Below are 20,340 nucleotides of genomic sequence, written 5' to 3'. Positions count from 1 at the left end.
AGCCGGTGCCAGACACCGCGTCGACTGCTTCGCGGGCAAGCCCGCTCCCACAATGAATAGCGCAGGCTTTTCAAATTTTAAGAAAGACAGTTGCTCCTCAACGGGCGGTGTCGCTGTGGCTAGCGACGACTGTGGAGCAAATGCGGCCCGTGCTGTTCTCGGCTACCGCCCCTGGCGTATGGCCCAGGGGTACTGCAACTCCCACTGCCACGCATGCCGGACGATCTGCTCCAGCGCGGCGAACTCCGGCCGCCAGCCCAGCACTTGCAGCGCTCTGCTGGCATCGGCCACCAACCGCGGCGGGTCGCCGGCGCGGCGGGGGGCGTCCAGTGTGTCGATCTGCCGCCCGGTTACCCCACGCGCGGTATCAATCACCTGCTGCACCGAAAAGCCCAGGCCATTGCCCAAGTTGAACGCAGTACGCTCCCCACCCGCCAGCAGGTAGTCCACCGCCAACGCATGCGCCGTGGCCAGGTCCGACACATGCACATAATCGCGAATACAGGTGCCGTCCGGGGTGTCGTAGTCGCGGCCAAACACAGTGACTGCCTCGCGCCGCCCCGATGCCGCCTGCAGGATCAACGGGATCAGGTGGGTTTCCGGCTCATGCCGCTCACCCAACAGGCCCTCCGGGTCGGCCCCGGCAGCGTTGAAGTAACGCAGGCAAACCGACTTCAAACCATAGGCGCGGTCGAAGTCCTCGAGAATCTGCTCGACCATCCATTTGCTCAAGCCATAGGGGTTGATCGGCTGTTTGCCATGCGCTTCGTCAATGGGCACATACAGCGGGTTGCCATACACCGCAGCGCTCGACGAAAACACCAGGTACTTGATGCCGGCGTTGACCATGGCCTGCAGCAGCGCAAGGGTGGCAGCCACATTGTTCTGGTAATACTTGCCGGGTGCGCTGACCGATTCACCCACTTGAATGAACGAGGCAAAGTGAAACACCGCGTCGAAATGCACAACGCCGAACAACACATCCAGTGCGGCTTCGTCGGCAATGTCGAGCTTGGCCCATTGAACCCCGGGGCCAGGTGAAACCAGGTCCGCCACCACCACCTCATGGCCGGCGCCCAGCAGGTGCTTGACCATGTGTGAGCCAATGTAGCCGGCGCCACCGACAACCAGGCATTTCATGCGCACCCCCTGTGACCTGCTGTTTTAGCGACGCAGTGAATCGAGCGTAGATGGCCATGTGCCCTATTTCAAGAACAGCCAGTTGGACATGTAGCTGCCGTCAAAGGTCAGGGTGTAGTGCCCGTTGTCGTAGGCCACAGGCAGCGCCTTCAACTGCGCCTGTGCATCGCGGGCGTACAGCTTCAGGCCGGCAGGCGCCTGGATGGTCAGGCGGCCTTCCAGCGGCTCGACATTGAACGGTGTCTTGTCATCGGGCTTGGGCATGGCCCGGGTGCCCAGCGACACCAGCAGGTCCCGCGACTGCCCCAGCGGTTTGTCGTCCAGGCTCTGCACCACGACACTGGCATAGGGCGTAGTCGCCTGCACCTGCACAGCGCCCAGGCTGATCGACCGCCCCCCCAGCCAGCCGGTGGCAGCCTGGGTGAGCGGCGTGTCGATGGTGTAAAGGCCTTGTTGCCAGTTACGCCTGAGCTCGCCCGTGTCGGTGGTCGATTCGCTGGCATCCGCCGGCAGCAGCGATTCATCGGGGTCTTGCAGCACGTGCGCGCCGCTTGGGATGGCAGCAGGTTTCAACCAGGGCAGTTGCGGCGTTTGCGGCAGGGCGATCTGCAAGCGGCCCTTTTCCATGGCAGTACGCAGCAGTGGCGAATTGCGCGGAGTGATTTCCTGGTTGTACAGGGTGGCTGCCGTCGGGGCGAACACATAGTCGGTAGTGGCGGGCTTCACATCGCCGCGGCGGTAGAGCAGGGCAGCAGCGGGCAGGGTGGCGAGCATGCCAGGGTCGTTGTAGGCGTGCCAGTTGTCTGCCGTGCGCCAACCCGGGTTGAACGCCTGTTGGCTGTAGGCATATTGCAGCAGGGCGTCCCAGCCTTGGTGGCTGGCGGTAGCGGCCATGTACAGTGGCAGCGAGTGACGGTCTGGCAGCGGGAACGGCTCGGCGTTCCACTCGGTGACGGTCAGTGGCTTGCCGACCACCTGGGCGGCGCCGATCCAGTCGATCATGCCGTCGCTGGTCAGCGGGTTTTTCTCCAGTTGACCCATGTCCCCGTAGCTATGGGCGTCGATCACATCGCCAACACTCAGTGCCGGCAGCGCACTCAGGCCGTTGCCGCCCCAGGTGCTGGTGGTGGCGATCGGCACTTTCACGCCCACGCTGCGCAGGTGGGCGATCATGTCGGCATTGAAGCGCTGCTCCAAGTCGTTGAGGAACAGCTTCGATGGCCCATGCTCCCAGGCACGCCAAGTCAGGTCGGCGGGCAGGTCGTACTGTTTGGCGAAGGCCTTGGCGGCAGCCATGTAGCGTTCGCTGTGGCGCGGCACATCCTTGTTCGGCATCAGGGCATTGCCGTAGTGCTGAGTCAGGTCGTTCTCGTTGGTGATCAGCACGGCGGCAATGGCCGGGTCGTCTTTGTAGGCCAGCCCCGTGTATGGGTTGACGTGGGTCAGGTACTGCTCGGCGAAGCGCTTCATTGCCTGCTGGATACTGCGGTTGACGTAGGCGTAGCCCTTCAGGTCGATGCGCGCTTCGCCTTTGGCCAGTTCGTCGAAGTCTTCGATATTGTCGTTGGCAGTGAGCGCCCGTTGCACATGCATGTCCAGCCAGATGTAGATGCCCTCGTCCTTGAGTGCTTTGATCCACAGGTCCAGCTTGCGCAGCGATTCGGCGCTGAGCTGCTGGGTGTCGCGCACCAAGGTACCGTCGCCAAACACATTGGGGCTGACCCAGGGTGAATCGTGATGATGCAGGCGGACCAGGTTGAAACCCAGGGCCGACAAGCGTTTGGCCTGCTGGCGGATCTCCTCGTCGGGGCTTTTGAACAACGCATAGGCCGACAGGTTGGTGCCCCAGAACCGCACGGCGGTGTTGTCGGCAAACACCAGTTGCTCGCCGACCGCCTTGACGAAGCCACGCTTGCCAGCGGGTTTTTCTGCTGCATTGAGGAACGACAAGTCTACCGGCGCGCTGCGCCAGTCCAACTGGTCGTCTGGCCAGCTGGCCGGGTCGGCCAGGCCGAAGCGTTCGGTGGCGGTGGGTGCGAGCTCGATGTCCCCGGTCAGGTTGAGCACGGCCTTGAGCTGTTGCTTGCCGGCAGTGATCGGGTCCTGGTACAGAAACGCGCGCAGCTCAGACGGGTTGCCACGCTCGAAATACACTTTGGCCAAGGGCGGCTCGAAGCGCATTTCGATGCGCCGGCCCTGCTCGGCGTTGCCCCACCACCAGCCGCGGTTGCCTGGCAGCAATTGCGGGGCGCCCATGGCCCCGGTGACCTGCGCAGGGTCGAACTGGAACACCATGCCGCCCCCCATGACCCCGGCCTTGCGGCTGTGTGCATCGAGGTCGAAGGTCCAGCTCAGCGTTTGCGCCTGCTCCTTGCGGATATCCGCGGCCAGGTCGAAGTCCAGCTCCTTGTTCTTGCCCAGCAGGGTGTAGTGGTACGGCCCGTTGACCTTGAGGTCGGTGTAGAAGCCGGTCCAGCTCCAGTTGGCGGCCCAGAAATCGAACTTGGCTTTCATCACCGGGCCACCACCACGGCTCACGGTGGGCAGGCCAGTGTGCTCGTCGACACTGACCTGCCAGGCAGACGCCCAGCCCGGCAGTGGCAGCAAGGCCAGGCTGGCGAAGGCCGAAAGGCGGATGAAACCACGCAGGGCGAGCGCATTCATGAACATTACCTGGGTTGGAGGTCGGGTTCGGCCAGTGCCACCGCGGGGCTGGCATGCAGCCGCCGCACCATCTGGGTGTAGGCCACGCCCAGACCGGCGATCGACCAGTACACCACGGGGATGAAGGTGATACTGCTGACGGTGAAGATGATCACCAGGATGCCGATCAGCGTTGCCAGCAACACGCGGCCGAGCTGTCGTCGTTCGTCGTCCTTGTCCGGGAAGCTGCGCATCGCCTTGCGGATACCGTGCAGCACCACGGCAAAGAACGCCACGAACAGGCCAAGCCCGACCAGCCCCACGCGCAGTGCCAGGTTGATGTAGGTGTTGACGATGTCGATGATGCCTTCACCCTGGATCATCGCCTGCATTTCCGGGGTGTTGCGGAAGTCGAACGAGCCGAACAGCGGATTGCGCTGGATGACGATCCACGAGTTGTCCATCAGCCGCTCGCGGTAGGTGATGTTTTCCTTTTCGATATTGCCGATGTAGGGCAGCAGGTCCAGCACCTTGTCACCGCCCGGCACCACCGTCAGCAACGGCAGCGCCAGCATGCCGGCCGCCCCCAGCAGTGCCAGGCGCCTGACCGCACCTTTGCCCAGCGCGATGAACACCACCACGATGACCACTGCGCCAATCCACGGCCCACGGGACAACGGCGCGAACAGGCCGGCCGCCAGCAGCAGGGCGCCCATGGCCCTGTGCAAGGGCCGCTGCACGTAACCCTGCACGAACAGGAACAGGCCAATCGCCACGCTCATCACATAGCCCAGTGCAATCGCCTGGCCGGTGGTGACACTGGCCCGCAGGGCGCCGCCACGGCTCAGGTAGCCGGACATGCTCCAAGGCACGCCCATGGCGTCGACCAAGGCGCTGTACAGCAACCAGTGGCGCACGTATTCGGCAACCGCGATCAGGGCCATGACGAAGGAGGTGAGCACGAACGCCAGCATCGCGTCCTTGAAGTCGCTGAGCTGGCGCAGGCCACGGCTCGCCACGTAGTACGGCAGGAATACGTCGACATACAGGTACAGGGCCTGGCGCAAGGTATCGGTCAGGGTGGTCTCGCGCAGGTACAGCACGCTCATCAGCACCAGCCCGGCGGCCAGCAGCCGGTCGGCCCAGGTGCGCCCAAAGCGCACGCTGTCGGGGTGCCGGCGCAGCTCCAGCGCAGCCGGCAGCAGCACGCACAGCGTCAGCAGGCGAATGTGGTTCAGGTCGACCAGGTAATTGACAACGCCGAACCCCGGCACTTGCACCGAGGCCGGCGGGATCAGGAACAACAGCATGTAGAACAGCGCCATGGGGTTGTGCTCGCGGCGCCGTGCCAGCAACAGGATGGCCGCACCCGCGCCCAGGTACAGCCAGAAGCTGTGCGAGACGAACGCCAGCACGGTAAGCAGGAACCACAAATTGCGCCGGCGCTTGTAATCGCTGAGCGGAATCAGGTCGGTGGCCGGCCGCCGCGCCAACAGGAAGACCACGCTCGCCAGAAACAGAATGACGATCAACGCACGAAAATGTTCAGGCATCGGCTATGTGCACCTTTCCTTCGGTGGGCAAACGGCGGCTGCCCTGTCGCGGAACTACACTGTCTTCGGGCGAGTGGCAACGCCGGCCGGGCTCCCAAGACGCCGCCAGGCAGTGAGGCGCTGAGTTCCGTGCCAGGGCACTAGCATCGTGGCTAATTGAAACTATAGTGACTTTTAGCCAATCAGTCAGAGAATGAATTCATGCCGTCGATTGATGTGTCAGCCTCCGCGAGCCTGCGCAAGCGGGCCATGCGGGCCGGGTCGTGGAACCTGGTCTCGCAGGTGGCTTCACAGGTCATGCGCCTTGGCGGCAACCTCATCATGGCGCGGCTGTTGCTGCCGGAAATGTTCGGCGTCATGGTCATCGCCACCACCGTTTCGGTCCTCCTGCATCTGCTGTCCGATGTTGGCCTGCGCCAGAACATCATCCAGAGCCACCGTGGCGACGACCCGGACTTTCTCAATACGGCGTGGACCGTGCAGATCATCCGCGGCTTCGTGCTGTTCGCCCTGACGCTGCTGCTGGCCCTGGCGGCCTGGGTGGCGCAGTACCAGCAGTTGTGGCCGGCAGACTCCACCTATGCCGCCCCTGTGCTGCCAATGGTGCTGGCGGTTACCGGCCTGTCGGCGCTGATATGGGGCTTCCAATCCACCAAGATCGATGTTGCGGTGCGTACCTTCCAGCAGAAGCGCGTGGTGCTGGTCGACCTGGCCTCGCAACTGGCCGGGCTGGTGGTGATGCTGGTACTGGGCGTGCTGACCCACTCGATCTGGGCCCTGGTCATCGCGGGCCTGGTCTCGGCGGTGGCCTGGACTGTGCTGGGCCACACCGCGCTGGAGGGCCCGCGCAACCACTTGCGCTGGGACCGTACGGCACTCACCGAACTGATCGTGTTCGGCCGCTGGATCCTGTTGTCGTCGATGGTTGGGGTACTGGCCATGTACGGTGACCGTATCTGGTTTGGCGCCAGCATGTCGGCGGCGCAATTGGGGGTGTACTCCATTGCCGTGCTCATCCTTGGCGCGGTTCAGACGGCGCTGATGAAGATCGTCGGCGCCGTGGCGCTGCCAGCGTTCAGCGAGGCGGCCAGGGCCGACGACAAAGCGCGGCTGAAGACCCTGTATTACCGCTTCCGTTTGCTGGTCGACCTGCTGGTGCTGTTCATTTGCGGGGGCTTCCTCACAGCCAGCCCACTGCTGATTGGCTGGATGTACGATGACCGCTACCAGGAAGCTGGCCAAATGCTGGCGATTCTTTCGCTGTCCTTCATCGTATTGCGCTATACCTTGGCTCATCAGGTATGGATTGCGTTGGGCCTCACCAAGTACCAGGCCATGGACAACATCATCCGCCTGGTTTCGCTGTGGGGGCTCCTGCCGCTGTTGCTGGCGCTGGGAGGTGTGCAATGGGCGATCTGGGGGGTGGCCCTGCACACGGTGCCGACGCTGGTACTGGTTGTTCATGTCAATCGCAAGCTGGGCATCTTCAGCCTCAAACGTGAGCTGGTGGTGCTACCGATGCTGCTGGTGGGGGCGCTGTGCGGGGCGTTGCTCACGGCCTTCTTCAACTGGCTGTAGGGCTGCGTGCTGGGTGTAACTTTCATGGGGACAGGTCACAGGATCATGGGGAAGCTCACTTTTTGTACTGCGCAGTTGGGTCGTAGAGGCTTTCTCCAGAGTTGCGTGCTGCTGGGCGTGGGCAGCGCGGCGTTCGGCGCCACGGCGATGTTTGCTGGCAAACCGGTTGAAAAACCAGGGTTCGTGGTGATCAACGGCTGGGTACTGCCGTCCCGCTATTTTCGGAACCAGCCAGCATGATCCACGACTATGAGCAGCAGAAGACGCTGCGCGACAACTACGATTTCTGCATCATCGGGGCTGGCCCTGCGGGGATCACCCTTGGCCTGCGCCTGGCGGCAGCCGGCTGGAACGTGTTGCTGGCCGAAGGTGGGGGGCGTGAGTACGCCCCGCATTCGCAAGCCCTGTACGCCTGCCCCTCGACCGGCCTGGAGCTGTATGCCGAGGAAACGCGCCTGCGTTACCTGGGCGGCACGTCCAACCATTGGGCCGGCCGGTGTCGGCCCTTCACGGCTTCCGACTTCGCCGTGGCCCCACCGGGTGAGTTGCCGGGTTGGCCGATTGCCTATGCGGAGATCGAGCCCTACCTGCCGGTGGCCATGGATATCGTCGACCTGCCCGCCGGGGCAGATTTTCGGGCACTGAACACTGCGCTCGAGGGTGGTGACTTCGAAGCTGACCGTTTCCTGCTCAGCACCCCGACCCGCTTTGCCCAGAAATACGCCACGGCGCTGGAGCAGACCAAGGGCCTGGACCTGTTCATCAATTGCAACTGCGTGGACCTGGAATTCGACCAGGCATCCGGCCACCTGGCGGCGGTGGTGCTGTCGGACTACCAGCGCAATCGCCAGCGGTTGGTGGCCCGCAACTTCATCCTGGCCACGGGGGCCATCGAGAATGCCCGACAGTTGCTGAACAGCCAGTCCCTGGTGGCTGCGGGGGTGGTCAACAAGGAAGGCCTGGTTGGCGCGTGCTTCATGGAGCACCTGAACATCGAGATGGGCACCTTCATCCTCAAGTCCGGGCAAGACCCGGAGCCGCGCCAGTACTACACCACCGATGCCTTCCTCGCCGAATACCAGGCCGGCAAAGGCAACGTCACCACAGCCTTGTTGGCCGATGTGCAAACCTATGGCCGCACGGCCGAGGTCAAGCATTTTCTCGAGAACCTGGCCTGCGACATGGGGATTTCCAGCAAGATAGAGTTCGTGGCCAAGTTCAGCTGCCCCGGTGACGGCGTGATCAGTACCATGATCGAGCAGTTCCCCAACCTGCACAGCCGCATTTCGCTGCTCGACGAGCACGACGCGCTGGGGGTGCCGAAGGTCAGCGTGAACTGGGTGCTCAGTGCCGATGACCGCCACACCGTCAAGTGCATCGGTACCGAACTGGCCAAGCAGTTCGCTGACACGGGCCTGGGCTTCGTCAAACTCAACGAGTTTGTCTATGACACCTCGATACCGCTGAAAATGGCGCCCCATGCCCACCACATGGGCACCACGCGCATGGCCGCGTCAGCGCAAACGGGCGTCGTGGACGGCAACTGCCGGGTATTCGGCACGCAAAACCTGTATGTCGCCGGCAGCAGTATTTTTGCCAAGGGCGGCGCCTCCAACCCGACCATGCCGCTGTTGCAGTTCGCCGTGCGGCTGGCCGACCACCTTGACGCGAAGATGAGGACGGAAAGCGGCGCCGCCGCGTGAACAATGTTGTACACAGGTTGAGTGCGTAGTGGTCAGCATCTAGAAGAACGAGACCGCATCGCCTCAGGGCATTCGAGCCGTATTGATCGCGAGGCCAGGAAGGATGATGGGATGGATACGCAAGGCAGTGGCACATTACGCACATGCAACCGGGCGCGGAGGCACGTTCTACCGCCGGTTCTGCAGGCCGTCGGGGCTGGAGTGGGGCGCCTACCTCAAACGCTGGGGCAACTTTCACTCGGTAGGCGACAATTTCTTCGTCAATGCCGGCTGCAAGTTCCTCGACCCGTCACTGGTGCGTATCGGCAACAGCGTGGGGTTGTCCGACTGCACGTTGATCGGCCACGACGGGGTGGTCTTGCTGATCGAACACCGGTTTGGCAAACACCTTGATTCGGTCGGTTTCATCGACATCAAGGACAACTGCTTCATCGGCCACGGTGCGATCATCATGCCGCGGGTGACCATCGGCCCCGAGTCCATCGTCGCGGCAGGGGCGGTGGTCACCAAGGACGTGCCACCGGGCACCGTCTACGGCGGCAACCCGGCCGTGTTCATCTGCACCACCGAGGCGCTGGTCAAACGGGTCGAGGCACGCTGCGAAGCCTACCCGTGGATCGACCTGATCAAACAGCGCGACGGCGCCTACGACCCCACGGTTGAGCCGCAACTGATGGCGCAGAGGCGCCAGTACTTCTTCGGGGATGGCAATAATGGCTAGCAAACCGGTCGACGTGATGGTGGTCAATTTCAACACCGCCGGGTTGCTGCAGCCAATGTTCGATGCCTTGCGCCGCGCAGGCAGCGAACACCTGGCCAGTTACCTGGTGGTGGACAATGCCTCCGTCGACGACTCGCTGCAGCGTATGGCCGAGGTATGCCCAGAGGCAGTGTTGCTCAGCAACAAGCACAACGTAGGTTTTGGCCGTGCCAACAACCAGTTGCTGGCCCACCTGCAAGGCAAGTATGCATTGTTGCTGAACACCGATGCGTTCGTGGCTGCCGATTCCCTGCAAAAAACCCTCGACTACATGGATGCCCACCCGGACTGCGGTGTGCTGGGGGTACGCCTCGAAGGCCGTGAGGGTGACCTGCAACCCAGCTGCCGCTATTTTCCCACGCCGCTGAACGTCTTCGTCGGGCGTACCGGCCTGGGGCGCCTGTTCCCTGGGCTGAAAATGGTCGACGACATGGACTGGGACCACGCTTCGGTCCGCGAATGCGACTGGTTGCCCGGGTGCTTCTACCTGGTACGCCGCGAAGTGCTGGACCAGGTAGGCCTGTTCGATCCGCGCTACTTTCTTTATTACGAGGAAGTCGACCACTGCAAGCGGGTCAAGCAGGCCGGCTGGAAAGTGGTGTTCTACCCACATACCACGGTGGTCCACATAGGGGGTGAAAGCTCCAAGTCAGTCACCGAGCTTGAAGCTGCCAGCCGGCAGATTTCCGCCTACCAGATCGAGAGCGAGCTGCTGTATTTCCGCAAGCACCATGGCTTGGCCGGGCTGGCGTTGCATATGCTGCTGGTGACCGTGGGCGACCTGGTGCTGGCACTCAAAGCGCTGTTGAAACGACGCGGCCGGGGCGCGATACAGGCCTGCTGGCGTCATTGCCGGGCGACCTGGTCACTGCTGTTGCAGACCCGTTACGCCAGCCAACCGACAAGGTAGCTACCGTCATGTTCGAGAATATTCGCGCCGACCTGCGGGCCCATGGTGGCGACTGGGGGGCCCAGGGCTTCTGGGTATTGCTGGTGTACCGCTTCGGCCGCTGGCGCTACGGCGTGCGCCCGGCGCTGCTGCGCAAGCTGTGCTCACTGGTGTACAAGGTGTTGTTCAAGTTCGTGCAGATCATCACCGGGGTGGAACTGCCCTGCGAGGCGGTGATCGGCCGCAATTTCGTCATCGACCATTTCGGTGGCATCGTGGTCAGCGGCTACGCCCGGTTCGGCGACGACTGTCGCATCCGCAATGGCGTGGTAGTGGGCCTGAAAAATGTCGACGAGCCCATCGCCCCGGTGTTCGGCAACAACGTCGATATAGGTACGGGCGCCAAGATACTGGGCAGCATTCGCATCGGCAACAACGTGATCATTGGTGCCAATGCCGTGGTGCTGGTGGATGTGCCAGATAACTCCCTGGCTGTCGGCGTACCGGCAGTCATCAAGGCCCGGCACCTGGTCGCCCCGGCGGCGGTCGAGTGAGGCCCTTGGCGATGCAGACCGGCGTGGTGGTCATTGGCCGCAACGAGGGCCAGCGTTTGGAGCGCTGCCTGCGCTCGTTGGCCCATGGGGCTGACAAGGTCGTGTATGTCGACTCGGGCTCCAGCGACGGTTCGCAACAACTGGCCGCTGCCTTGGGCGTCGAGGTGCTGGCGCTGGACATGGGCACCCCGTTCACCGCGGCAAGGGCGCGTAACGAAGGTTTTGCCGTGTTGCAGCGGTTGCTGCCCGCCATGCACTGGGTGCAGTTCGTCGATGGCGACTGCGAAGTGGATGCCCGCTGGCTGGCCACCGCCCAGGCGTTTCTGGCCGCACACCCCGCGGTGGCGGTGGTGTGTGGCCGGCGCCGCGAACGCTTCGCGCAGCGCTCGGTGTACAACCTGTTGTGCGACCTGGAATGGGATACCCCGATCGGCGAGGCCAAGGCCTGCGGCGGTGACGCGTTGATGCGGGTAGACGCTTTCACCGCCGTGGGCGGTTTTCGGCCTGACCTGATCGCCGGGGAAGAGCCGGAGCTGTGCGTGCGCTTGCGCGCCAAGGGCTGGAAAATCTGGCGCCTGGATGCCGAGATGACCTTGCACGACGCCGACATGACCCGGTTCAGCCAATGGTGGCGGCGCAGCCTGCGTGCCGGGCATGCCTACGCCGAGGGCGCCTATCTGCACGGGCAGCCTCCCGAGCGGCACTGGTTGCGCGAGTCGCGCCGGGCCTGGGTGTGGGGCCTGGGCATTCCCGTGTCGATCGTGCTGGCCTGCCTGCTGGTGGGCGGCTGGGGCTTGGGGTTGTTGTTGATCTACCCGTTGCAGGCCATGCGCCTGGCGCAGCGGGGCAACAGGTCGCCGCGCGAAAACTGGCTGCAGGCCGTGTTTCTGGTACTGGGCAAGTTCCCCGAAATGCTCGGCCAGCTGAAGTTTCTGCGCCACCGCCTGGCGGCTGGCAAAGCGGCTTTGATCGAGTACAAGTGAGAGAGGCCCATGATGCTCGGCACCCTCGTGAAAAGCGTGTTTACCCTGCAACCCGGTTACTCGTTGCGGGCATTGCACAACAAGTACAAGCTGAGCCTGCAGATGGCCAGGCATTGGCCTCAGCTGGACACCTTCATGCAGCGCCTGACCGCGGCACTGGGCCAGCCGGGGGTGCAGCAGTTGGGCGTTGACTGCATCGGTGTCGTGCAATGGCCCTATATCAGCCAGCACTGGCAGGCGCCGCAGCGCCTCGATGCAGTGGCCTCGCACTTCGAGCTGGTGGCCCGGCATTTTCCTGGGCTGTTGCTGTTGGGCCGGGACGACAGCCTTGCCCTGTGTGACCTGGGTAGCTACTCGCCGGGCTGCTGCCTGGTGCTCGACCGGCCGATCTGGTTCAAGCGCGAAGGCGAGCTGGTGCTCAACCTGTTCCAGGGTGACCTGCGTGTGGCATCCCTGGCGTTCACCCTGTGCCAGGGGCCGGCCGGCATCGGTTTGTACATCGGCGCAGTGCAGGGTATCCATAAAGGCATCGACAGCGACACCTCGCTGGCCATCTACCGCGACCTGACCAAAGACTTCGAGGGGTTGCGCCCGCGCAGCTTGCTGCTGGAGGCGTTGAAGTGCCTGGCCAGAACGTTGGGGGTTGCCCGGTTGTATGCCGTGAACGATGCCAGCCGGCATCACCGCCACGCTTATTTTGGCCGTGACAAGGGCCAGGAGCTGGCGGCCAACTACGACGCTATCTGGCAGGAGCATGGTGCCAGCGCTTCGGAGCATGCCGATTTCTACAGCCTGCCACTGGCGCCGGCGCAGCGTGCCGAGGCCGACATTCCGGCAAAGAAACGGGCGATGTATCGCCGTCGCCAGGCATTGCTCGACGATGTATTCACCCGCTTGCAAGCAGCTTTGCCAAGCAATGGTGCCAACCTTGGACTACAAGGAACACAGGGGGATGCATTTGCTGTGAGTGCATCGGCAGTAGGCAGGCCGCCGGTAGTCGACAGCCTGAAGTAAAGGTTGCCTGGGGCGGTTGGTCATCAAGCGGGTTTGGATCTGGGTTCATATGCGCATTGCTTATTTCATCAATCAGTACCCGAAGGTCAGCCACAGTTTTATCCGCCGCGAGATCCTGGCGCTGGAGCGCCAAGGGGTAGAGGTGCAGCGCCTGGCACTGCGTGGTTGGGACGCCGAGGTGCAGGATGCCGAGGACGTGGTCGAGCGGGGCAAGACCCGCTACGTGCTGCAAGGCGGGCTGAAACAGCTGTTGCGGCCCATGTGGCAGGTATTGCGCGCGCAGCCGCGGCGCTTCGGCCGGGCGCTGTGGCTGGCACTGCGGCTTGGCCGCCGGGCGGACCGCGCCTGGCCCTATCACCTGGTGTATCTGGCCGAAGCCTGCCAGGTGCTGCAGTGGCTGCAGGCAGGGCAGGCGCAGCACGTGCACGCGCACTTTGGCACCAACTCTACCGAAGTGGTCATGCTGGCCAACATGCTGGGCGGGCCGGCCTACAGTTTCACCGTGCACGGCCCCGAAGAGTTCGACAAGCCACAGTTCCTGCACCTGGGGGAAAAGGTCCGGCGCGCCGCTTTTGTCGCGGCGGTCAGCTCGTATGGGCGCAGCCAGCTGCTGCGCTGGGTGGCCCACGAGCACTGGGCCAAGGTCAAGGTGGTGCATTGTGGGCTGGAGCGCGCGTTCCATGCGGTGCCTGCGGTAGAGGCGCCCGCGGCGCCACGCCTAGTGTGCGTTGGGCGCCTGTGTGAGCAGAAGGGCCAGTTGTTGCTGCTGGAGGCCGCGCGCCGGCTGGCGGCCCAGTCGCAGGCTTTTGAGCTGGTGCTGGCCGGTGACGGTGAAATGCGCGAGCAGATCGAGGCCTTGATTGCCCGCCACGGCCTGCAGCAGCACGTACGCATTACTGGCTGGATCAGCAGTGCACAGGTGCGCGACGAGATCCTCGCTGCCCGCGCTCTGGTATTGCCCAGCTTTGCCGAGGGCCTGCCGGTGGTGATCATGGAGGCCATGGCCTTGCGCCGCCCGGTGCTGACCACGTTTGTTGCCGGGATCCCGGAGCTGGTCAGGCCCGGCGAGAATGGCTGGCTGTTCCCCGCAGGCGCGGTGGACGAGCTGGCAGCGGCCATGGCCGAGTGCCTGGCGCAACCTGCCGAGGTGTTGCAGCGCATGGGCCAGGCGGCCTACGAACGGGTACTGCAACGGCACGACATCGACACCGAGGCGGCCAGGCTGGCCGGCTACTTCAAGGCATTCGCATGATAAGTGTATTAGCGTGGTTGCTGGGCCTGCTGACGGTCATCGTCCTGGTGCCGGTGTTGGTGTTTTCGCTGCAGGTATTGCTGGCTTGCCTGCCCGCACGCAGGCCGCCACCCTGCACCACGGCGCGGCCAACGCTTGCGGTGCTGGTGCCGGCGCACAACGAGGCCTCGATCATCCAGGCCAGCCTGGCGAGCATCGTGCCGCAACTGCTCGAGGGTGACCGCTTGCTGGTAGTGGCCGACAACTGTTCCGACACCACGGCGCAGCTGGCCCGCGAAGCGGGGGCCGAAGTGGTGGAGCGGTATGACGCCCAGTTGCGCGGCAAAGGCTATGCCCTGGACTTCGGCGTGCGCCATCTGGCGCGCCTGCCCCCTGAGGTGGTGATCGTGGTGGATGCCGATTGCCAGGTCGGCGAGGGCGCCATCGATATCCTGGCTCGGCGTTGCCGTGAAACGGCGCGCCCGGTGCAGGCGCTGTACCTGATGCGGGCACCCGCAGGTGCCGGGCTGAAAGTGCAGGTCGCCGAATTTGCCTGGCGCGTGAAGAACCTGGTTCGTCCGCGTGGCTGGGCGCGGTTGGGCTTGCCTTGCCAGTTGATGGGCGCCGGCATGGCCTTCGGCTGGCACGACCTGCGCCAGGTCAACCTCGCCAATGGCCATCTGGTCGAGGATGTGAAACTCGGGCTGGATCTTTGCCAACAAGGCAAGCCACCGCTGTTCTGCCCCGAAGCCTTGGTGACCAGCCAGTTCCCGCTCAGCCCGCAAGGCCTCAACAGCCAGCGTACGCGCTGGGAGCACGGCCACCTGGGGTTGATGCTGACCGATGGGCCGAAGCGGGCGCTGGCTGCCATCACCCAGCGCAATGGTGCCCTCGCGGCGATGACCCTGGACCTGGTGGTATCACCCTTGGCCTTGCTGGTGTTGGCGCTGCTGGGGTTCAACCTGCTGACCTGGCTGGTTTACCTGGTAACCGGGCTGGCGGCACCTGCAGGGTTCGCCCTGCTGGGGCTGGGGTTGCTCGGCGTGGCAGTGGTGGTGGCCTGGGCGCGCTTCTGTCGGGAGCTGATCCCGTTCTCGGTGTTGCTGTACGCACCGTTCTACGCAGCCAGGAAAATCCCCCTCTACCTGGGCTTTCTGATCAAGCGCCAGGTCGAATGGGTGCGCTCGAAACGGGATGGCGACTGATGAGCCAGCGGCAATGGCAGCAACGCTGGGCGCGCCTGGTCGGGCAGCTGCATGTGGTCGCCGACGAAAACGCCGTGCAGCGCCTGCTCGAGCACCTGGCAACCCCGAGCAAAGCGACGGTGCTGGGGTTCGTCAATGCCCACGCAATGAACCTGGTGGTGCGCGACGGGGCTTATTGCCAGGCACTGTCGGCAGCCGATGTGTTGCTGCGCGATGGCTCCGGCATGGCGATCCTTTACCGCGGCCTGGGCCTGGAGCCTGGCCTGAACATGAACGGTACCGATTTCATTCCCAGGCTGCTGGCGGCCTACCGGGGGCGCAAGGTGGCCTTCTGGGGCACGCGGCAACCCTACCTGCGCCAGGCGGTGCAGCACTGCGCCGACACCTTCGGCGTGGCGCCGGTGTCGGTTCACGATGGCTTTGCCACTGTCGATACCTACTTGCAACTGGCGCGCGAGCATCAACCCGAACTGATCGTGCTGGGCATGGGCATGCCCAAGCAGGAAGCGGTCGCCGCACAGTTGGCCGGCATCAGCGGCCCCTGCCTGATCGTGTGTGGTGGGGCGATCCTGGACTTTCTCGGCGGCAAGGTCAGCCGCGCCCCCGGCTGGCTGCGGGCGGTTGGCGGCGAGTGGTTGTATCGGCTGTGCCGTGAGCCCAGGCGCCTGTTCATGCGCTACGTGGTGGGCAACCCGCTGTTTCTGCTGCGCACCTTGCTGTATCGGCGGGCGAGCGCTGCGGCCAGGCGCACGCTGTGAATCGGCCAAAAGCTGTGGCAGCACGTATTCCGGGCCCGCCTGCGGCAGCTGGCTGCTACAGTGATATCAATGGTTTGGACGCTGCGCGCTTCGCCGCGTGCGGCGCTGCATGGCTGTGATTCAAGACTGGTTGTTGGCTGTAAGGCACTTGCCACGCTCCAATTGATGAGGTCTGAAATGGTTTTCGAACCCAGAAGCAGTCGTTCCTTACTCCAGCGCCGAAGCAGTGTCAGCAACGCCATCCAGGCCGGCCTCGACGGCATTGCCGTGACGGGTATCGCCTGGTACCTGATCTATGACCAGTTCGGCTACATCACCTCCGATTACGTGATCATGCTGCTGTTGCTGATCGGCGCACTGGCGGTCATTTATGATCATTACGCAATCTACCGGACCAACGTCGGGCTTTCGATCAAGGCCTTTCGCCTGTTCAAGGCCTGGTCGGCCACGTTCTGCTTTCTGGTGGTCATGGCATTCCTGACCAAGCAGAGCGAAACCTACTCCCGGCTGCTGGTTGGCCAGCTGTTCGTCATCGGTTACTTCGCCCAGCTGTTCCTGCACTTCGCCGTGCGTGAGCTGCAGAAGCGTTTCACCGCACATGCACGCCTGGACAATGCCCTGATCATTGGCAATGGTGACCTGGCCAACTTCCTTTACCAGAAAATCAGCAGCAACCCGTGGTTTGGTGAGCGGGTGCTGGGGTGTGTACTGGTCGACAAGGTTGAACCACAAGCAGGCGAGGGCGCCGAGGGCAAACAGCGCCTGCCGGTGCTCGGGCATATTGCCGAGCTTGACGAACTGGTCGCCCGCCACGGCATCCGCACGGTCTACCTGGTGACCCCGCTGGGCGGCTCGGAAGTGATCAACGACGTGTACTTCAAGCTGCTCGACAAGTGCATCGCGGTGAACTGGGTACCGGACATCTTCTCGTTGCGCCTGATCAACCACAGCGTGCGGGAAATTGCCGGCATTCCGGTGCTGACCTTGTCGGAAACCCCGCTCACAGGCATGAGCCTATTCCTGAAAAACCTCGAGGACCGGGTGCTGGCCGCGCTGATCCTGCTGTGTGCGTCGCCGGTATTGCTGGCCGTTGCCCTGGCCATCAAGCTCGACAGCCGCGGCCCGGTGTTTTTCCGCCAGGAGCGTACCGGCTGGACGGGTGAGGCGTTTCGTATCTGGAAATTCAGAAGCATGCATGTGCACCAGCCCGAAGGCGGTGTGGTGCAGCAAGCCCAGAGGAACGACCCGCGGTTGACCCGGGTTGGGGCCTTCATCCGCCGTACCAGCCTCGATGAACTGCCGCAGCTGTTCAATGTGCTGACCGGCGAAATGTCGCTGGTCGGGCCACGGCCGCATGCCTTGCAGCACGACACCTTGTATTCCCAGGACATCGTGGATTACTTCGCTCGCCACAACATCAAGCCGGGCATGACCGGCCTGGCCCAGGTGCGCGGGTTCCGTGGCGAGACCAAGGACATCGAACAGATGATCCAGCGGGTGGACTCCGACATCGAGTACATCAACAACTGGTCGTTGTGGCTGGATTTCGTGATTCTGGTACGCACGTTGAATGCGTTCACCGGTAAACAGGCCTATTGATTGTCATGCCACAGGTGCAGAACAGGCCTCATGCTGTGTTCAACGGGTGCAGTTCGCGGAACCCTCGTGCTTCTTCCACCAGCCAGTCATGTACCGCCCGCGCGCCCGGCTGGGTCAACCCGCCGGGCGGGTAATGCACCACGTAGCGTTTGTGGTTGGCGATCGGTACGCCAAACGGCACGATCAGCGCGCCGCGCTCCAGTTCATCGTTGAGTAGCGTGCGCCGGGCAATGGCCACACCGATACCGGCAATCGCTGCTTCGATGGTCAGGTGGTTGCGGTTGAAGGTGTGCCCGCGGCGTACGTCCAACCCAGTGGCGCCGATCCCGTCCAGGTAGAACTCCCATTCGGCATATTCCGAACTGCCACGCCAGGCGGTGATGTCGTGCAGCAGCGGGTAGTGCACCAGGTCGGCCGGCCCGTGCAGCGGGGGGCGCCCACGCAGCAGTGAGGGCGCGCATACGGGAAAGATCTGCTCGTCCAGCAGCGGCGTGGAGAGCATGCCCGGGTAGCTGCCATCGTTGAGGTCGATGGCCAGGTCGAAGTCGCCCGGGGTCAAGGCCTGGGCACTGTCTTCGGCCACCAGGCGCAGTTCGATGTCCGGGTAGCGCTGCTGGAAACGTGGCAAGCGCGGCGTCAGCCACTTGGCCAGGAACGAGGGGATGGAGCGCACCCGCAACGTGCCACGGATCTCGCCGGCATCCAGGCGCAGCAGCTCTGCCTCGATGCTGCCGTAGGCGTCGGTCACGGTCTGCGCCAGGCGTTGGCCTTCCGCGCTCAGTTCCACGCCCCGTGCCCGGCGGAGAAACAGGCGGTAACCCAGGCGCTCTTCCAGCTGGCGCATCTGTTGGCTGACCGCCCCGGGGGTGATGTGCAGTTCCTCTGCACAGCGGGTAAAGGACAGGTGCCTGGCGGCGCAGGCAAAAACGTGCAGCCAAACAAACATCTGGCCGTTGAGTTGGCGTCGCATCGTTTAGTCCTGCTAAAGCCTTGCTTAGGAAGTTTCGTTGGTCATTTCAATCGCGCAGCGTCAGTATCGCGCAAAATCGCAGCAGCGCCCATTTTCTCCAGATATCCGTGCACTGGCTACCTATCAGCGCATGGTCAGGCATTAGTATGGCTATCAGTGTTTTCGACCTTTTCAAAATCGGCATCGGCCCGTCCAGCTCCCACACCGTCGGCCCGATGCGCGCGGCTGCGACCTTTGCCCAGGCCCTGCGCGAGCAGGGCTTGCTGGGACGGGTGACGCGCGTTGAAGTGCGCCTGTATGGCTCGCTGTCGGCGACCGGCGTTGGTCATGCCACCGACCGTGCCTGCCTGTTGGGCTTGATGGGGCAATGGCCAGACCGTATCGACCCGGCCACCATCGAATCGCGCATCGGTCAGGTGCTGCAGGAACACTGCCTGACGCTGGACGGCAGCCACCCCGTGGCGTTCGAGTATGGGCAAGACATGCTGCTGCTCGACGAAAATTTGCCGTACCACCCCAACGCCATGCGCGTAGAAGCCATGCACGGGCAGGATAGCCTGTTGTGCCAGACCTATTATTCGGTAGGCGGTGGGTTCATCGTCGAACAGGCCGAAGTCGATGCGCCGAAAACTGCAGAGAACGCCGCCGTGCTGCCCTACGAGTTCGGCAGTGGTGCCCAGTTGCTGAAGCTGTGCCAGGCCCACGGCTTGAGTGTGGCGCAACTGATGATGGCCAACGAGTGCGCCTGGCGCCCGGAAGCCGAGGTGCGCGACGGCCTGCTGCGCATTTGGGCCGCGATGCGCGAGTGCGTGGACAACGGCCTGCGCAACGAGGGCATTCTGCCCGGCGGTTTGCACGTCAAACGCCGTGCGGCGCGGCTGCACCGTAGCTTGCAGGAACTGGGCAAGCCTAATGTGATCGGGTCGACGCTCGGCGCCATGGAGTGGGTCAACCTGTACGCCCTGGCGGTCAACGAAGAGAACGCCGCTGGCGGGCGCATGGTCACTGCACCTACCAACGGTGCAGCCGGTATCATCCCGGCGGTACTGCACTACTACATGAAGTTCAACCCTGGTGCCTGCGACGCGGATGTCGTGGACTTCCTGCTTGCCGCGGCTGCGGTTGGCATCCTGTGCAAAAAGAACGCCTCCATTTCCGGCGCCGAGGTCGGCTGCCAGGGGGAGGTCGGGTCTGCCTGCTCGATGGCGGCCGCCGGCCTGGCCCAGGTGCTGGGCGCGACACCGGCGCAATTGGAAAACGCTGCCGAAATTGCCCTGGAACACAACCTTGGGCTGACCTGCGACCCGGTCGGTGGCCTGGTGCAAGTGCCGTGCATCGAACGCAATGCCATCGCTGCCGTGAAAGCGATCAATGCGGTGCAAATGGCACTGCGGGGCGATGGCGAGCATTTCATTTCGCTCGACCGGGTAATCCGCACCTTGCGTGATACCGGGGCGGACATGCATGCCAACTACAAGGAAACTTCGCGCGGCGGCCTGGCGGTTGCATTCGTCGAATGTTGAGCTAATGCGGGGGGTAGGGGGCTGCTTTGCAGTTCATCGCCGTTCAAGCCCAGCTCCCGTAGGGATCGTATGAGGGCTGACGCGTGTTTGACACAAGATGTGCAGCGCCTGGGAGATCGAGCGCCGCCCGCGCGGCGCATCGCGAGCTGCGGTCGCTGCTTGTATGTTGTGACTGGCCTGGCGGGAGAAGATATTCTCGTCAGGCTGAAGAAGCACTTCCGGGGAGGCCGATCGCTC

Annotated in this window: 17 protein-coding genes; 13 read left to right on the top strand and 4 right to left on the bottom strand. The window is 63.6% G+C overall.

Annotation, left to right across the window (positions count from 1 at the left end; genetic code table 11):
* Window positions 1-162: 162 nt before the first annotated feature.
* The 3 genes from galE to B3361_RS02480 all read right to left on the bottom strand — a co-directional run bounded on the left by galE (window position 163) and on the right by B3361_RS02480 (window position 5,336).
* A complete protein-coding gene (gene galE / locus B3361_RS02490; RefSeq protein WP_154211350.1) occupies window positions 163-1,140 on the bottom strand; it encodes a UDP-glucose 4-epimerase GalE in 978 nt (325 codons plus the stop codon).
* A gap of 63 nt (window positions 1,141-1,203) precedes the next feature.
* Window positions 1,204-3,804: a cellulase family glycosylhydrolase gene (locus B3361_RS02485; protein WP_154211349.1), complete on the bottom strand. Its 2,601-nt coding sequence runs from the start codon at window positions 3,802-3,804 to the stop codon at window positions 1,204-1,206.
* Between the two features lie 5 nt (window positions 3,805-3,809).
* The gene (locus B3361_RS02480; protein WP_029885429.1) at window positions 3,810-5,336 is read right to left on the bottom strand and encodes an O-antigen ligase family protein; all 1,527 of its coding nucleotides are present in this window, start codon (window positions 5,334-5,336) and stop codon (window positions 3,810-3,812) included.
* A 201-nt stretch (window positions 5,337-5,537) separates the two neighbouring features.
* On the opposite strand from B3361_RS02480, the gene B3361_RS02475 reads away from it, so the two are divergent.
* From B3361_RS02475 to B3361_RS02420, 12 genes are all read left to right on the top strand, one after another.
* Entirely contained in the window at window positions 5,538-6,914 is a 1,377-nt protein-coding gene (locus B3361_RS02475) for an oligosaccharide flippase family protein (protein ID WP_009682740.1), read from the top strand.
* 45 nt (window positions 6,915-6,959) lie between these two features.
* Window positions 6,960-7,154 carry a hypothetical protein gene (locus B3361_RS02470; protein ID WP_054905468.1) on the top strand — a complete coding sequence of 65 codons (195 nt, stop codon included), beginning with the start codon at window positions 6,960-6,962 and terminating at the stop codon, window positions 7,152-7,154.
* The gene (locus B3361_RS02465) at window positions 7,151-8,617 is read left to right on the top strand and encodes a GMC oxidoreductase (protein WP_054905467.1); all 1,467 of its coding nucleotides are present in this window, start codon (window positions 7,151-7,153) and stop codon (window positions 8,615-8,617) included. Before B3361_RS02470 ends, B3361_RS02465 begins: the two co-directional genes overlap by 4 nt.
* A gap of 103 nt (window positions 8,618-8,720) precedes the next feature.
* Window positions 8,721-9,338, top strand: a complete 618-nt coding sequence (locus B3361_RS02460) for an acyltransferase (RefSeq protein WP_009682743.1) — start codon at window positions 8,721-8,723, stop codon at window positions 9,336-9,338.
* Complete coding sequence (locus B3361_RS02455; protein ID WP_054905466.1) at window positions 9,331-10,287, top strand: glycosyltransferase family 2 protein; 957 nt, start codon at window positions 9,331-9,333, stop codon at window positions 10,285-10,287. Before B3361_RS02460 ends, B3361_RS02455 begins: the two co-directional genes overlap by 8 nt.
* A gap of 8 nt (window positions 10,288-10,295) precedes the next feature.
* The gene (locus B3361_RS02450) at window positions 10,296-10,820 is read left to right on the top strand and encodes a serine O-acetyltransferase (RefSeq protein WP_029885432.1); all 525 of its coding nucleotides are present in this window, start codon (window positions 10,296-10,298) and stop codon (window positions 10,818-10,820) included.
* Between the two features lie 5 nt (window positions 10,821-10,825).
* On the top strand, window positions 10,826-11,803 hold the full coding sequence (locus tag B3361_RS02445) for a glycosyltransferase family 2 protein (protein ID WP_054905465.1): 978 nt from the start codon (window positions 10,826-10,828) through the stop codon (window positions 11,801-11,803).
* Between the two features lie 9 nt (window positions 11,804-11,812).
* Window positions 11,813-12,817: a VirK/YbjX family protein gene (locus B3361_RS02440; RefSeq protein WP_154211347.1), complete on the top strand. Its 1,005-nt coding sequence runs from the start codon at window positions 11,813-11,815 to the stop codon at window positions 12,815-12,817.
* Between the two features lie 49 nt (window positions 12,818-12,866).
* On the top strand, window positions 12,867-14,069 hold the full coding sequence (locus tag B3361_RS02435) for a glycosyltransferase family 4 protein (RefSeq protein WP_054905463.1): 1,203 nt from the start codon (window positions 12,867-12,869) through the stop codon (window positions 14,067-14,069).
* A complete protein-coding gene (locus B3361_RS02430; RefSeq protein WP_054905462.1) occupies window positions 14,066-15,253 on the top strand; it encodes a glycosyltransferase family 2 protein in 1,188 nt (395 codons plus the stop codon). The genes B3361_RS02435 and B3361_RS02430 overlap by 4 nt, the downstream gene beginning before the upstream one ends.
* The gene (locus tag B3361_RS02425) at window positions 15,253-16,011 is read left to right on the top strand and encodes a WecB/TagA/CpsF family glycosyltransferase (RefSeq protein ID WP_054905461.1); all 759 of its coding nucleotides are present in this window, start codon (window positions 15,253-15,255) and stop codon (window positions 16,009-16,011) included. Before B3361_RS02430 ends, B3361_RS02425 begins: the two co-directional genes overlap by 1 nt.
* Before the next feature lie 177 nt (window positions 16,012-16,188).
* On the top strand, window positions 16,189-17,610 hold the full coding sequence (locus B3361_RS02420) for an undecaprenyl-phosphate glucose phosphotransferase (protein WP_054905460.1): 1,422 nt from the start codon (window positions 16,189-16,191) through the stop codon (window positions 17,608-17,610).
* Window positions 17,611-17,638: 28 nt separating this feature from the next.
* On the opposite strand, the gene B3361_RS02415 is transcribed toward B3361_RS02420, so the two are convergent.
* Window positions 17,639-18,580, bottom strand: a complete 942-nt coding sequence (locus B3361_RS02415; RefSeq protein ID WP_009682752.1) for a LysR substrate-binding domain-containing protein — start codon at window positions 18,578-18,580, stop codon at window positions 17,639-17,641.
* A gap of 146 nt (window positions 18,581-18,726) precedes the next feature.
* Here B3361_RS02415 and B3361_RS02410 point away from each other — a divergent pair, with 146 nt between their 5' ends.
* Window positions 18,727-20,103 (top strand): L-serine ammonia-lyase, encoded by a 1,377-nt coding sequence (locus B3361_RS02410; RefSeq protein ID WP_054905459.1) that lies wholly within the window; start codon window positions 18,727-18,729, stop codon window positions 20,101-20,103.
* Window positions 20,104-20,340: the final 237 nt, after the last annotated feature.

Origin of the sequence: Pseudomonas sp. UBA6699 (assembly GCF_002454615.1) — a bacterium.
GTDB lineage: Bacteria > Pseudomonadota > Gammaproteobacteria > Pseudomonadales > Pseudomonadaceae > Aquipseudomonas > Aquipseudomonas juntendi.
This window is presented reverse-complemented; position numbering and strand designations above follow the sequence as displayed.

Excerpts from the sequence above, each read along its gene's own strand:
- B3361_RS02485 (WP_154211349.1), bottom strand. The coding sequence starts at position 3,804 with ATGAATGCGCTCGCCCTGCGTGGTTTCATCCGCCTTTCGGCCTTCGCC.
- B3361_RS02440 (WP_154211347.1), top strand. The coding sequence starts at position 11,813 with ATGATGCTCGGCACCCTCGTGAAAAGCGTGTTTACCCTGCAACCCGGT.
- B3361_RS02450 (WP_029885432.1), top strand. The coding sequence starts at position 10,296 with ATGTTCGAGAATATTCGCGCCGACCTGCGGGCCCATGGTGGCGACTGG.
- B3361_RS02430 (WP_054905462.1), top strand. The coding sequence starts at position 14,066 with ATGATAAGTGTATTAGCGTGGTTGCTGGGCCTGCTGACGGTCATCGTC.
- B3361_RS02480 (WP_029885429.1), bottom strand. The coding sequence starts at position 5,336 with ATGCCTGAACATTTTCGTGCGTTGATCGTCATTCTGTTTCTGGCGAGC.
- B3361_RS02435 (WP_054905463.1), top strand. The coding sequence starts at position 12,867 with ATGCGCATTGCTTATTTCATCAATCAGTACCCGAAGGTCAGCCACAGT.
- B3361_RS02465 (WP_054905467.1), top strand. The coding sequence starts at position 7,151 with ATGATCCACGACTATGAGCAGCAGAAGACGCTGCGCGACAACTACGAT.
- B3361_RS02470 (WP_054905468.1), top strand. The coding sequence starts at position 6,960 with ATGGGGAAGCTCACTTTTTGTACTGCGCAGTTGGGTCGTAGAGGCTTT.
- B3361_RS02410 (WP_054905459.1), top strand. The coding sequence starts at position 18,727 with ATGGCTATCAGTGTTTTCGACCTTTTCAAAATCGGCATCGGCCCGTCC.
- B3361_RS02460 (WP_009682743.1), top strand. The coding sequence starts at position 8,721 with ATGATGGGATGGATACGCAAGGCAGTGGCACATTACGCACATGCAACC.
- B3361_RS02415 (WP_009682752.1), bottom strand. The coding sequence starts at position 18,580 with ATGCGACGCCAACTCAACGGCCAGATGTTTGTTTGGCTGCACGTTTTT.
- B3361_RS02425 (WP_054905461.1), top strand. The coding sequence starts at position 15,253 with ATGAGCCAGCGGCAATGGCAGCAACGCTGGGCGCGCCTGGTCGGGCAG.
- galE (WP_154211350.1), bottom strand. The coding sequence starts at position 1,140 with ATGAAATGCCTGGTTGTCGGTGGCGCCGGCTACATTGGCTCACACATG.
- B3361_RS02455 (WP_054905466.1), top strand. The coding sequence starts at position 9,331 with ATGGCTAGCAAACCGGTCGACGTGATGGTGGTCAATTTCAACACCGCC.
- B3361_RS02420 (WP_054905460.1), top strand. The coding sequence starts at position 16,189 with ATGGTTTTCGAACCCAGAAGCAGTCGTTCCTTACTCCAGCGCCGAAGC.
- B3361_RS02475 (WP_009682740.1), top strand. The coding sequence starts at position 5,538 with ATGCCGTCGATTGATGTGTCAGCCTCCGCGAGCCTGCGCAAGCGGGCC.